General features: G+C 42.2%; 11 protein-coding genes and 1 pseudogene. 1 reads left to right on the top strand and 11 read right to left on the bottom strand.

From position 1 onward, the window contains the following. Positions 1-93: 93 nt before the first annotated feature. The 4 genes and pseudogenes from ispE to EAF07_RS05545 all read right to left on the bottom strand — a co-directional run bounded on the left by ispE (position 94) and on the right by EAF07_RS05545 (position 4,801). Positions 94-948 (bottom strand): 4-(cytidine 5'-diphospho)-2-C-methyl-D-erythritol kinase, encoded by an 855-nt coding sequence (gene ispE / locus EAF07_RS05560; protein WP_121835473.1) that lies wholly within the window; start codon positions 946-948, stop codon positions 94-96. Positions 949-1,025: 77 nt separating this feature from the next. Beyond that, the gene (locus EAF07_RS05555) at positions 1,026-1,850 is read right to left on the bottom strand and encodes an endonuclease/exonuclease/phosphatase family protein (protein WP_121835561.1); all 825 of its coding nucleotides are present in this window, start codon (positions 1,848-1,850) and stop codon (positions 1,026-1,028) included. Positions 1,851-1,953: 103 nt separating this feature from the next. Then, positions 1,954-3,615 (bottom strand): annotated as a pseudogene (locus EAF07_RS05550) (PTS transporter subunit IIBC); the annotation flags it as partial. A gap of 187 nt (positions 3,616-3,802) precedes the next feature. Continuing rightward, the gene (locus EAF07_RS05545) at positions 3,803-4,801 is read right to left on the bottom strand and encodes a LacI family DNA-binding transcriptional regulator (protein ID WP_121835471.1); all 999 of its coding nucleotides are present in this window, start codon (positions 4,799-4,801) and stop codon (positions 3,803-3,805) included. A 229-nt stretch (positions 4,802-5,030) separates the two neighbouring features. On the opposite strand from EAF07_RS05545, the gene EAF07_RS05540 reads away from it, so the two are divergent. Beyond that, the gene (locus EAF07_RS05540) at positions 5,031-5,798 is read left to right on the top strand and encodes an epoxyqueuosine reductase QueH (RefSeq protein ID WP_121835554.1); all 768 of its coding nucleotides are present in this window, start codon (positions 5,031-5,033) and stop codon (positions 5,796-5,798) included. 153 nt (positions 5,799-5,951) lie between these two features. Here the strand turns inward: EAF07_RS05540 and EAF07_RS05535 are convergent, their stop codons facing one another. From EAF07_RS05535 to EAF07_RS05505, 7 genes are all read right to left on the bottom strand, one after another. Continuing rightward, on the bottom strand, positions 5,952-6,695 hold the full coding sequence (locus EAF07_RS05535; RefSeq protein WP_121835469.1) for a 16S rRNA (uracil(1498)-N(3))-methyltransferase: 744 nt from the start codon (positions 6,693-6,695) through the stop codon (positions 5,952-5,954). After that, positions 6,696-7,649 (bottom strand): 50S ribosomal protein L11 methyltransferase, encoded by a 954-nt coding sequence (prmA, locus tag EAF07_RS05530; RefSeq protein WP_121835552.1) that lies wholly within the window; start codon positions 7,647-7,649, stop codon positions 6,696-6,698. A gap of 463 nt (positions 7,650-8,112) precedes the next feature. Next, positions 8,113-8,451 carry a type II toxin-antitoxin system RelE/ParE family toxin gene (locus EAF07_RS05525; protein WP_245962698.1) on the bottom strand — a complete coding sequence of 113 codons (339 nt, stop codon included), beginning with the start codon at positions 8,449-8,451 and terminating at the stop codon, positions 8,113-8,115. After that, positions 8,423-8,716, bottom strand: a complete 294-nt coding sequence (gene relB, locus EAF07_RS05520) for a type II toxin-antitoxin system RelB/ParD family antitoxin (RefSeq protein ID WP_121835465.1) — start codon at positions 8,714-8,716, stop codon at positions 8,423-8,425. The genes EAF07_RS05525 and relB overlap by 29 nt, the downstream gene beginning before the upstream one ends. A gap of 485 nt (positions 8,717-9,201) precedes the next feature. Then, entirely contained in the window at positions 9,202-9,636 is a 435-nt protein-coding gene (locus EAF07_RS05515) for an NUDIX hydrolase (protein ID WP_121835463.1), read from the bottom strand. 74 nt (positions 9,637-9,710) lie between these two features. Beyond that, a complete protein-coding gene (gene ilvD / locus EAF07_RS05510) occupies positions 9,711-11,423 on the bottom strand; it encodes a dihydroxy-acid dehydratase (protein WP_121835461.1) in 1,713 nt (570 codons plus the stop codon). A 187-nt stretch (positions 11,424-11,610) separates the two neighbouring features. Next, the gene (locus EAF07_RS05505; protein WP_121835459.1) at positions 11,611-12,084 is read right to left on the bottom strand and encodes a hypothetical protein; all 474 of its coding nucleotides are present in this window, start codon (positions 12,082-12,084) and stop codon (positions 11,611-11,613) included. Positions 12,085-12,124 lie beyond the last annotated feature (40 nt).

The raw sequence follows: 12,124 nt of genomic DNA, 5'->3' as shown, positions 1-12,124 counted from the left end.
TTCACATCATATGATTTGATTCTTTTTCATTGGTGAAGCATCACGCTTCATTAACTGGTTAATTATACCACAATAAAAAGGCAGGGGCAAGATTTACCCCTGCAAAATACGAACTTTATAAACTTCTTTACAAAATCCCTTCATGCTATTAACCACACGATCGGCACGTTTTTCTGTTGGACAAAGGGCGAAAACAGTTGGTCCAGAGCCCGTCATCAGTGTGACATCGGCGCCACATTTAAGCATACGGTCCTTGATTTTTTGGATAAAAGGCTTGCGCGCGATAGTCACGTCTTCCAAAGAATTCCCCATATGGCTTATCATGCCTTCGTAGTCTTTAGCCAGCAGCGCTTTTTTCAAAGCAGAAATATCAACCCTCGAAATGGTTTCTAAATCAATTTCAGGAAAAACTGTTCGTGTCGAAATGCCAAAATGAGGCTTGACGAGAACGACCCAAGAAGAAAGTGATGTCTCAAGGCGTTCCACAATCTCTCCCTTACCTGTCACCAAGGAACAACCCGCTTCCAAGCAATAGGGCACGTCACTTCCAATCTGAAACCCAACCTCAATCATCTCTTCCCTAGTCATCTCAAGGTTCCATAGCTTATTTAGGCCTCGAATAGTTGCGGCTGCGTCGCTAGATCCACCGCCTAAACCTGCACAAATCGGGATTGATTTTTGAAGCGTGATCTCAACTCCTTTTGTGATGCCGTATTTTTCTTTCAAAAGCAGAGCTGCTTTATAGACATCATTTTTTTCATTAAGAGGCATTTTGTGGCTATCAGAGGTCATTGTAATCGTGTCACTATCAAGCAAGGTTAAGGTCACATAATCATTTAAGTCAACACTGACCATAATCATCGACAGCTCATGATAACCATCTGGACGTTTCCCAGCAATGTCCAATCCAAGATTAATCTTGGCTGGTGCTTTTTCAATAACTTCCATCTTCATCCCCCTTCAAGTGATTTTTAATCATTATACCATAAAATAAGAGACAAAAAAGAGGGAATTGCACCCTCATCCTATACCTTATCAAATGCTATCTCAATTTCTAATCCAAAGTGGTCAGAAAGTATTGGGGTTACCTTGCCATCAAAAATAACTTTTGAAGAAACAACGTTCAATGCTTTACTGACAAAGGCGTGATCAACTTTTAGAGCCTGCTGATTATCTTCCCAGCCATCAATATCCGCTAAAATCGTATACTCTCCTGACACCTGACCCGCCGCTTGATGACTATCAACCAGATTTAAGGGACTATTGACAATCATCTGATACCCTTCTTGGTCAGTTGGATTGTTAAAATCGCCCATTAAAACGAGTGGATTTTGATAAGATAACAAGTGTTTTTCGATAATCGCCCACTCATCTTCAAAGCCTTTGCCAAACCATGACAGGTGAAGACTGGCTAAGGTCACCGCTCTGCCTTTAACCTCTGTCGTCGCCAAAAGAATCCTCCTCGTGTGGTAATCTGTCTCGTCATCGACCTCGGAAACCAAAAGTTCTTGAGCATCAATTGGCGTTTTACTGAGCAAAGCAACTCCCTCATGGTAACGGTCATAACCAATGTGATTATAAGACCAAGACCAATAGTAACGTTTGCCTTTTTGTGCTAGCTTCTCCGTCAAAAGGTAAGCATAATGATCCTCATGTAAAACTGGCGCAGAAGGCAAGGCTTGATAATCCGCTGGTGCTGTTATATGTGAAGTCGTCATCAACTGGTTAATTTCTTGAAGACAGACCACATCGTAGTCTTCTCGCAGAATATGCTCCACCAACTGTTCCAGCTTCTCTTCTGGGAACTCTTCCATCCAAGAATGGGTATTTAGGGTTAATAATTTCATAATCTCTCCTTTAGTCGCTATCAACTCTACTGTGTTTGTTAATAATGGAAAAAGCTGAGCAGACCATCACTCAGCTATTCCATAATCACGTTTATTTTTCAGTTGTCGGAATCGTCACACCTGAATCTAGGAGGTCTTGAATATCAGATTTTAGGATATCAGCTTTTGGTCCGTAAACCGCTTGAACACCGTTATCTTTCAAGAAGAGACCAAGGGCACCAACTTTTTTCCATGCTTCTTCATCGGCAACCTGTGACGCATCTTGGACAGTCACACGCAGACGTGTCATACAAGCATCAACGTCAACAATATTGCTACGACCACCGAGAAGGTTGATGATTTGAACACTTTGTGAATTTGTATCAACTGTAGCTGATTCGTCATCTTGTGACGCTTCTTCATTTTCATAGTTACCAAGACGACCAGCAGTTGCAAGTTTCATTTTACGAATCATGATATCAGAAATGAAGTACATCGCTACGGCAAAGAGAAGTGATACCCAAACAAAGTTAATCAAGTCACCACCCAAACCTGCCTTAATCGCCATTGGTGTACGTGTTAAAAGTTCAATATTACCAAATGAGTGAACACGAAGGTTAACAAGATCGGCAACCGCAAATGCAGCACCTTGAACAAAGGCATAAACAACATAAAGTGGCATTGCAACGAACATGAGCATGAATTCAAGTGGTTCGGTAACACCAGTCAAGAATACAGCTGCCGCTGCTGAGATGAACATCATTTTATATTGTTTTTTCTTATCAGCATCAACATTTTTGTACATGGCTAGCGCTACACCCATAAGTGTACCAGTCGCACCAATCATTTGTCCAACTTTGAAACGAGCTGGAGTAAATGCTGTAAACAAATCATTGTAAGCTGCTGTATCACCTGCATCTTTAAAGTTAATAAGGTCTGTTACCCAAGCCAACCAGAGTGGGTCTTGCCCAAATACTTGAGTCCCTTGAGCGGCACCTGTCAAAACATCATAAGTACCACCAAGCGCTGTGTAGTTCATTGGAATGGTCAACATATGGTGCAAACCAAATGGTAAAAGAAGACGTTCCAAGGTACCATAAACAAATGGGGCAAAGAATGGTGCTGATTCTTTTGAGGTCGCAATCCACATACCAAAGCCATTAATTCCTGATTGGATAACTGGCCAGATAAAGGCAAGAGCAAGAGCTGTTAATACTGAGCGCCAAATCACGATAAATGGTACAAAACGTTTCCCGTTAAAGAAGGAAAGCACATCAGGGAGTCTACGGTAGTTGTAGTATTTGTTAAAAGCTGTCGCACCCACAAAACCTGAAATGATACCAACAAAGACACCTGTGTTAAGCGCTGGCGCTTCAAGAACGCTAGTAAAGTAGTTAGCGACTGCCATTTTAGTGCCAAGGAAGCTCGTAACAACAGCTTCTGAGTCAGATAGCATAGCACTAGAAATACCATAAATCGCACCAGTAATACGGTTAATCAAGACAAAGGCAAGACCAGCAGCAAATGCACCTCCAGCACGTTCTTTAGCCCAGCTTCCACCAATAGCTAAAGCAAAGAGCAAGTGAAGGTTACCGATAATCGCCCAACCAATCTGTGCTACCACATTACCAATCGTTGCTAGAACAGCATTACCTGGTGCAATAAGTGGAATCGAGTTCCCAATACTGACCATCAATCCAGCAGCAGGCATAACAGCGATAACAACCATTAAACACTTACCGAACTTTTGCCAAAATTCAAAACCGAATTTTTCTTTTAAGGTTTTCATAATTCCTCCTATGCTAACGTTTGCATTTATTCGCAAACGTTTGCGTTGTTTTTGATAAGTTCATTATAGCACACTTTTTTGTTTTGTAAAGCGTTTTCTTGGAAAAATTTCATCAATTTTAACTGGATTAAATCTTACGTTTCATATCGGTCATATTTAGCACAAAAAGCCTAATCAGAAATTCCAATTAGACTTTTGAAGAGTTGCGTTCTATGATTTCGTGTACGACAATCAGGTTGTCTTGGGTGTCATCTGGGCTAACCAACTGTTTAGCGGCTAGTTCTCCTAATTGGTATGGGAAAACATCCACAGACGTCAGAGAGGGACTAGCAAGTTCTGTCATCATTGAATTATTGAAACTTATCATGGCATAGTCGCTCGGTGATTTGTCAATTCGGAATAAAAAGCGTTGTAAGCGTAGAGCTAGCATATCGTCAATGCTAACAAATCCTGTGACAGTTTCTTTGGCTAAATACTGTGACAACCGTTCTTGATTAGTATCATCTTCTTGCCTTGGAAGGTGAAGTAATTTAGGTGATAGTCCTGCTTCTTCCATCGCTAAACAGTAACCTTCAAAACGGTTTGCTTGGACCAGCTCTGCCATGTCTGTAAAGGCATAAACTAAGTCTTTATAGCCTTTTTCAATCAGAAATCGGGTCGCATCTTCTCCTGCTCTGCAATTGTCATTATCCACGAAGGTAACCCACGAAGGGACCTCACTATAGGGCTGCCCGACGACGACACAGGGGATTTTCTCTTTTTGTACAGCCTCAAAGACAGGGTCATCTTTTTTAGCGTAAAGAAAGATGAGACGACGGATGTTTCCACTACGAATGAGCGTTTCAACATTTTTAAGTAGCTCTGCTTCACTACGCCCGGTAGCTAAACTAACCATGAAATTATAATCCGTACAGACGCTGCTAATGCCTTGAATAATTTGCATGAAAAAAGGGTTATTACCAAGCGATTCCTGATTTTCACGCACTGGTAAGACAATTCCGACCATATTAGAATCACGTTTGACGAGATTTTGGGCTGAGTAGTTGGGAGAGTAATTCAACTCCTCCATTGCTTTTCTAACTTTGGCCTTGGTAGCTTCACTAATCATGCTATTGTTGTGGAGCACGCGCGAAGCGGTCGATGCGGAGACGCCAGCTAATTTTGCGACATCTTTGATAGTTGCCATATCACTATTTTCTTTCCTATTTTTTCTTAATAGCCTTAGGATAGCATTTTCTAAAAAACTGTCAACTCAAAAACTTAAAGTGCCCTACTATCTTAGAAAATAGCAATGATAAAAGTGAAAAAACATCTCACACTAAATGATTTTCAGCGGTGTTTTTTTGTAAAATAGCTGTGCGATTTCCCATTTTCTATGTTAGACTAGAAAATAAGAACTAATGAAAGGCATCCAGATGATTAACGTTGAAGAGATTCTCTCACGCATGACTCCTAATCAAAAAGTCAACTACGATAAGGTCATGCAACAAATGGTCAAAAAATGGCAGACAGAAAATACCCGACCAAGTGTCCTTATGCATGTCTGCTGCGCCCCTTGTAGCACCTACACTCTAGAATACATCACCCAATTTTGTGATGTGACCATCTATTTTGCCAATTCCAACATTCATCCTAAAGTCGAATATGAACGCCGTAGCTATGTCACGCAAAAATTTGTCAACGACTTTAATCGCAATACTGGTCAAAATGTGCAATTCTTAGCAGCCCCTTATGAGCCTAATGAATTTTTCCGAAAAGTTCACGGACTTGAGGACGAACCAGAAGGCGGTGACCGTTGTAAGGTCTGCTACGACTACCGCTTAGACAAAACCGCAGCCAAGGCTGTCGAGCTAGGCTTTGACTACTTTGGCAGTGCCCTAACCATCAGCCCACACAAAAACTCCCAGACCATCAATGCCGTCGGTCTGGAAGTGCAAAAAATCTATGATACCCAGTATCTCCCTAGTGATTTCAAGAAAAACCAAGGCTACAAACGCTCTGTCGAAATGTGTGCTGAATACGACATCTACCGCCAATGCTACTGCGGCTGTGTCTTCGGAGCCCAAGCCCAAGGCATCGACCTCATTCAAGTCAAAAAAGATGCCAAAACCTTTATGGCAGATAAGGACCTTGAACGCGACTACTCCCATATCCGATTTGTCGTGAGCGGGAAAGAAATCTAGCATCACCATTCAAAACAACCTCACCTATTTATGGCGACTATAAAACTGAATCAATCAAAAAAGAAACGAGGAATCTACTCCATTTGTCAGAGAGATTCCTCGTTTTTAGTTCTATTTATACTTAAGCAAATTCAAAAACTACTTTTTTGTTTCTTATTGCGCCATCTCCAAGGCATAACTCACTGCGCTTAGGGCGTAGAGCGGTGCCGTTTCGGTACGCATGATTCGAGGACCTAGACCAACTTTGATGCCACCTGCTTGTTCAAAGGCTTCGATTTCTTTTGGTGAAATGCCACCTTCTGGACCGAAGATAAAGAGAAGTTTGTCCCCTTCTTTCACCGTCTTTAATTCACGCGCCAAGGCTGATAATTCACCTGCTTTAGCCGTTTCTTCGTAGGCAATGAAAATCTTGTCAAAAGCTGATAGCTGCGCTACAAAATCTGCCTTTTTCTCAAACAAAGTGACGTTTGGAACACGATTGCGTTTACTCTGCTCTGCAGCGCCGAGGGCAATTTTCGCCAGCTTTTCTTCTTTCTTGGCTAATTTTTTGCCATCCCATTTGACCACAGACCAGTCCGCTGGAAAGGCCCAGATAGCACTGGCACCTAGTTCTGTTGCTTTTTGTGTGACCAAGTCTAGCTTGTCTCCCTTTGGAAAGCCTGAGGCGATGGTGACCTGCACTGGCATTTCCACATTGTCAGCTAACTCTTCTACCAATTCAAATTGATGGGCTGCGCTGTCTGACACTTTCGCCAAGTGCTTCACGCCATCTTCAAAGACCAAAACAACCTCATCACCGTCCGTCAAGCGCATGACTTGAAACATGTGCTTAACAGTATCCTTATCGGTGATGGTTACTAGCTTTTCTGCTTTGCCATTTACAAAATACTGCTGCATTTAGCCTCCAATCACGCCCGACATATCGTCGGTTTTCTTAAAGACCACACAGTTCCACTCACCCTGAATCATGTGCGTTTCGAGGAAAAAGCCTGCGCTGTAAGCCGCTTCGAGGACCATATCCAGTTTTTCGGCAATAATTCCAGACATGATGAGATAGCCCTCGTCCTTGACCAAACGGTATGCATCATCGGTCAGATGAATCAAAATATCCGCCAAAATGTTGGCAACGATGACATCAGCTTCTTGCGTCACGCCTTTAAGAAGATCTCCTGCTGCCACATGGATATTCTCCATGCCCGGGTTCATGTCAATATTTTCCTGAGCCACGCGCACCGCCACATCATCAAGGTCATAGGCGAAAATCTCCTTGGCCCCAAGGAGCGAGCTGGCAATGGAAAGAACGCCTGAACCTGTTCCCACATCAATCACCGTCTCCCCACCACGAAGCACCTGCGAAAGAGCAAATAGGCTCATCTTGGTTGTTGGGTGTGTCCCAGTACCAAATGCCATACCTGGGTCTAACTTGATGATTTTCTCCCCAGCCGTCGCCTCATAGTCCGTCCAAGACGGCACAATGGTCAAGTCACTCGTGATACGAGCAGGCTCATAGTATTTCTTCCAGTTCTCTGCCCAATCTTCCTCAGCCAAATCCTGACTGTCAATACGAACAGCCCCTGTCGCCACACCAAAATCAGGCAATTCCGCAAGACCAGCCTCAATCTCAGCTTTGACCGCCTCCAAATCCATAGTATCAGGATAGTAAGCCGTTACCGCAATCATCTCAGATTGCTCCACCTCAGGATACAGCTCGCCAAAACGATCCTCCTGCCCAATATAATCCGCCGAGTCACTAATCGCAACCCCCTGACTCCCTGTCTCAATCAATAAATTTGAAACAGCCTCCTCTGCCTCACGATGCACGTGAACCGTTAATTCCTTCCAGTTGTTCATCATTAAGATACCAAGCCCGTAAAACACAACGTCAAAATAGGAAAGACTCCGACGATGCTTGCATCTAGGAGAACTTTATCTTTTTGACACAGTGTTTAGGGCGGGTTCAGTTAGACATACTAACTGACCATTTCCTTTCTAGTTGTTTTTATTGAGAAATCAGTTCAGACATAATTTACGTGTGAACTTACGAGCTCTATCTTTTTTCCGAGGATTTAGCCCGTGTTCAGTTAGACGAACTAACTAAACGATTTCCTTTCTAAATTTATTTAGGGCGGGTTCAGTTAGATACACTAACTAAACTATTTCCTTTCTATTTGTTTTATTTAAGACAAGTTACCAAGTTCTATGTCTTCCAATGATTTTTTGAAATGCGGCACTAATAAATTCAATCATCATTTAGTACTAGCGCTTTTATTCCAAAAAATAATTGAGTCATTTTTCTCTCCTTACTTAGCTCCCCCTACCTAAACACCTCAATCCAATTGCGCTTTTGGTACAGCACTCGCAATACAGCGATGGCTTTGTCATCGACGATGTAAAAGACGAGATAGTTCCCAGCAAGTGTCATCCATAGCGTATGGTCCTTGGAAAATTGTCTCCCTATGCGTTCTGACACATCAATACCTAGGTCTGGCACTTCTAAAAGCCACTCTATTGCTAAACGAATGTTGGTCATGGTTGTTTCGGCAGCCTGAGGTGCTAAAAAACGCTTCAAAATATAGTGGTAAATCTCATCTAAATCAGCCTCGGCTTCAGGCATAATCCGCAACTTACGAACCATATTTTGAAAATACCTCATCAACCGACTTCCCTTTACCATCAAGGTAGCTGGTATAGCCTTTTTGAATTTCAGAGAAGAGGTCATCTACAATGCGATCTTTTTTTGACTTTTCATTGTCTAATAGCATAGCAGGCACACGCTCTTGCTCAACGACAGTCTGTAACAGATTATTAAACAAGGTCGTCATATCTAAGTTTTCATAACCAACAATCTCTTTCGCACGTTGCAATAAATCTGCACCCGTCCGAAAACTAAACTGAGAATTCTTTTGAATCGTAGCCATTCTTTCTCCTTTGTATATTTTGTATATACATTTTAACACATTAACCACTATTCAGCAATTTAAATCCCTATAAGACTCACCCTCATAGAACTACGAATTCTTTTATTTTTTGTCTCTAATACTTAACAAAAATCAAAAATTACTTTTTGTTTCTTTCTTAAAAGTGCGGACGCTCCAAAGGTCTGGGAGACCTTTGGAGGTGGGAAATAAGACGAACAGAGTTCGTCACAGTCGATAAGGTTTGGGGGAACCTTTTGAGCGCCCCACACCACATTAGGAGAAGTGCTAACAAAAATACTAAATAAAAACTAATTGACTTTAAAATGCTAATTTTGATTTTGGATGAGTATAAGGACATCATAAAATCAAATGTCAACAATCAAAATAAAAGCATAAAATCAGCTATTTTATTACTAATACTGATTCTATGCTTTTTATGTTTTATTTAGTTTATCAAGCAATCTTTCAGAGAAAAACGACCGCCTTTAATTTCTCTGTTCTAAATAATCCTTCAATCGCGCTTTGAGACTGCCATAAACTTGATCATCGTTTAAAAATGCTTCGATCGGCATCATCTTCCAACCCTGTCCCTCATCTCCAAAGACAATTTGATTAATGTCTGCTTGGCTAATCGTTCCGACCATAAAGATAGAGTCTTTTGTTGGATCGATCATACCTGGATATTGTTTAACCCAGCGGATGCTTTCTTTGGAAATCGTAATCCCTAACTCTTCAAACGTCTCGCGTTGGACACACTCAAAGGGCGTTTCGTTATCCTCACGACCACCTCCAGCTAGGTCCCAAGTATTTGGATAGGGGATGGTTGGAATATCATCACGCAAAATACTGAGAATATTGTCCCCATTTAGTAGGGCAATTTTCGCTCCCGAAAAGGGAAATCTTTCATCTAATAGATCCATGTTTTCCTTCCATTATTCTTGACAATAGCTGAGCGGTACTGTTAAACACAGTCATAATAGTATTTTTGAGCTCCTTAAGCTTTACCACTACGGTCCATGTTCCAGAAATCGGTAACAGCACCTTTTGCCGCTGATGACACGGTGTGGGCATATTTACCGAGAACCCCACGGCTATAAAGTGGTGGGATAACAGTCGTTTTCTTGCGCTCTGCTATTTCGTCATCAGAAACATGCATGGTGATTTCTTTCGTGTCTTGGTCAACAGTGACAAGGTCGCCTGTACGCAAGTAGGCAATCGGGCCACCATCCTGCGCCTCTGGGGCAATGTGTCCGACAACGAGACCATAAGTCCCACCTGAGAAACGACCATCGGTCAGAAGGGCAACCTTATCGCCTTGACCTTTACCAACAATCATAGATGATAATGACAGCATTTCAGGCATACCTGGGCCACCTTTTGGACCAACGTAACGCACAACTACCACATCACCGTCAACAATCTCATCGGTAAGAACCGCTTCAATAGCAGCTTCCTCCGAGTCAAAGACCTTAGCTGGACCCGTGTGGTTACGAACCTTAACCCCTGATACCTTAGCCACAGCTCCATCTGGTGCCAAGTTTCCTTTAAGGATGATCAATGGACCATCGGCACGTTTTGGATTCTCGAGTGGCATGATAACCTTTTGACCAGGTGTCAAGTCATCAAAGGCTTCCAAGTTTTCTGCGACTGTTTTACCAGTACATGTGATGCGGTCGCCATGCAAGAAGCCATGTTTCAACAAGTATTTCATGATAGCTGGTACACCTCCAACCTCATAGAGATCTTGGAAAACGTATTGACCAGATGGTTTCAAATCGGCCAAGTGAGGCACTTTTGCTTGAAGCGCATCAAAGTCTTCTAAGGTTAAATCAACATTAGCCGCGTGAGCGATTGCCAACAGGTGAAGGGTGGCATTGGTTGACCCACCGAGCGCCATAGTTACTGTAATGGCATCTTCAAAGGCTTCTCGCGTCAAAATATCAGACGGTTTCAGACCTAACTCAAGCATACGAACAACGGCACGACCAGCTTCTTCAATATCGGCAGTTTTCTCTGCTGATTCCGCTGGGTGAGATGATGAGCCTGGCAAGCTCATTCCCATGACTTCGATAGCCGTTGCCATAGTATTTGCCGTGTACATACCGCCGCAGCCACCAGGGCCAGGGCAGGCATTACATTCCAAAGCCTTCACTTCTTCAGCAGTCATGTCGCCGTGATTCCATTTCCCGATACCTTCAAAAACAGATACAAGGTCAATGTCCTTGCCATTCAGATTTCCAGGAGCAATGGTACCACCGTAGGCGAAAATCGCAGGAATATCCATGTTAGCAATGGCAATCATGGAACCAGGCATGTTTTTATCACAGCCACCAATAGCGACAAAGGCATCCACATTGTGCCCACCCATCGCAGCCTCGATAGAATCTGCAATGATGTCACGGGACGTCAAGGAGAAACGCATCCCAGGCGTCCCCATAGCAATCCCGTCAGCTACGGTAATGGTTCCAAACTGAACAGGCCATGCTCCAGCATCCTTGACACCCTCTTTGGCCAATTTCCCAAAGTCATGCAAATGAATATTACACGGCGTATTCTCAGCCCAAGTCGAGATAACCCCAACAATCGGCTGCTTAAAATTCTCATCCGTCATCCCTGTCGCACGCAACATAGCACGGTTGGGTGACTTGACCATACTATCGTAAATCGCAGAGCGATGACGCAGGTTAGTTAGATTATTTTCAGTCATAGCACTATCCTCTTACCTTGATTTTTATCTATTTTACCATAATTCTAAAAATTTGGTTGAATTTTCTGTCAATTTATTTTAATATTATTTTTAAAATTTTTAGGAGGAACAAAGTTGACGCTATGAAAGATATTATTCTAAAATAGGTTAAAGGCCCATCACACTAGGATGGACCCTTTAGTTACTATCAATAGCGTAGCTTGATTCTAGGATTCTGTTTTTGAAAATCGTAAATGATATCATCACGATAGACATTCCAATCAGTAATCTCAAATCTGATAGCTTTGTGGTTTTTGGACTTTATTGTCATAAACATACGACGTTCAACACCTCCCTGCGACCGATGCGTTTCTTTTTCAAATCTCAGAGACACAATTTCCTGCCAGCTTAGCTTTTTTCTCCAAAAAATAAAGAATGTATAATAGATAAAATCGCTATCTCCCCAAAGGCAAGGAGCATTTCTCAAAAATCGAGCCAAAGCAGCAAGTAAGATGATGCCATAAAACATAAGAATGACATAATAGAGTTCAGACAGAAATGGAAGAGCAGCCATCCACTCATTTTTAACATTCAAACCATAACAAGCAATTCCCATAAAAAAGATTGCCACAATCATAAACTTCACATCATTAGAACGACGAACACGATAAGTAAATTGCATAAAACCTCCCTTACTATACTATTCGTCATTCAAATTGCTT

The organism is Streptococcus hillyeri (genome assembly GCF_003686955.1).
In the GTDB taxonomy this organism is placed as follows: Bacteria; Bacillota; Bacilli; order Lactobacillales; family Streptococcaceae; genus Streptococcus; species Streptococcus hillyeri.
This window is presented reverse-complemented; position numbering and strand designations above follow the sequence as displayed.

Excerpts from the sequence above, each read along its gene's own strand:
- EAF07_RS05505 (WP_121835459.1), bottom strand. The coding sequence starts at position 12,084 with ATGCAATTTACTTATCGTGTTCGTCGTTCTAATGATGTGAAGTTTATG.
- ilvD (WP_121835461.1), bottom strand. The coding sequence starts at position 11,423 with ATGACTGAAAATAATCTAACTAACCTGCGTCATCGCTCTGCGATTTAC.
- relB (WP_121835465.1), bottom strand. The coding sequence starts at position 8,716 with ATGGCTACGATTCAAAAGAATTCTCAGTTTAGTTTTCGGACGGGTGCA.
- EAF07_RS05525 (WP_245962698.1), bottom strand. The coding sequence starts at position 8,451 with ATGAGGTATTTTCAAAATATGGTTCGTAAGTTGCGGATTATGCCTGAA.
- EAF07_RS05515 (WP_121835463.1), bottom strand. The coding sequence starts at position 9,636 with ATGGATCTATTAGATGAAAGATTTCCCTTTTCGGGAGCGAAAATTGCC.
- ispE (WP_121835473.1), bottom strand. The coding sequence starts at position 948 with ATGGAAGTTATTGAAAAAGCACCAGCCAAGATTAATCTTGGATTGGAC.
- EAF07_RS05535 (WP_121835469.1), bottom strand. The coding sequence starts at position 6,695 with ATGCAGCAGTATTTTGTAAATGGCAAAGCAGAAAAGCTAGTAACCATC.
- prmA (WP_121835552.1), bottom strand. The coding sequence starts at position 7,649 with ATGAACAACTGGAAGGAATTAACGGTTCACGTGCATCGTGAGGCAGAG.
- EAF07_RS05545 (WP_121835471.1), bottom strand. The coding sequence starts at position 4,801 with ATGGCAACTATCAAAGATGTCGCAAAATTAGCTGGCGTCTCCGCATCG.
- EAF07_RS05540 (WP_121835554.1), top strand. The coding sequence starts at position 5,031 with ATGATTAACGTTGAAGAGATTCTCTCACGCATGACTCCTAATCAAAAA.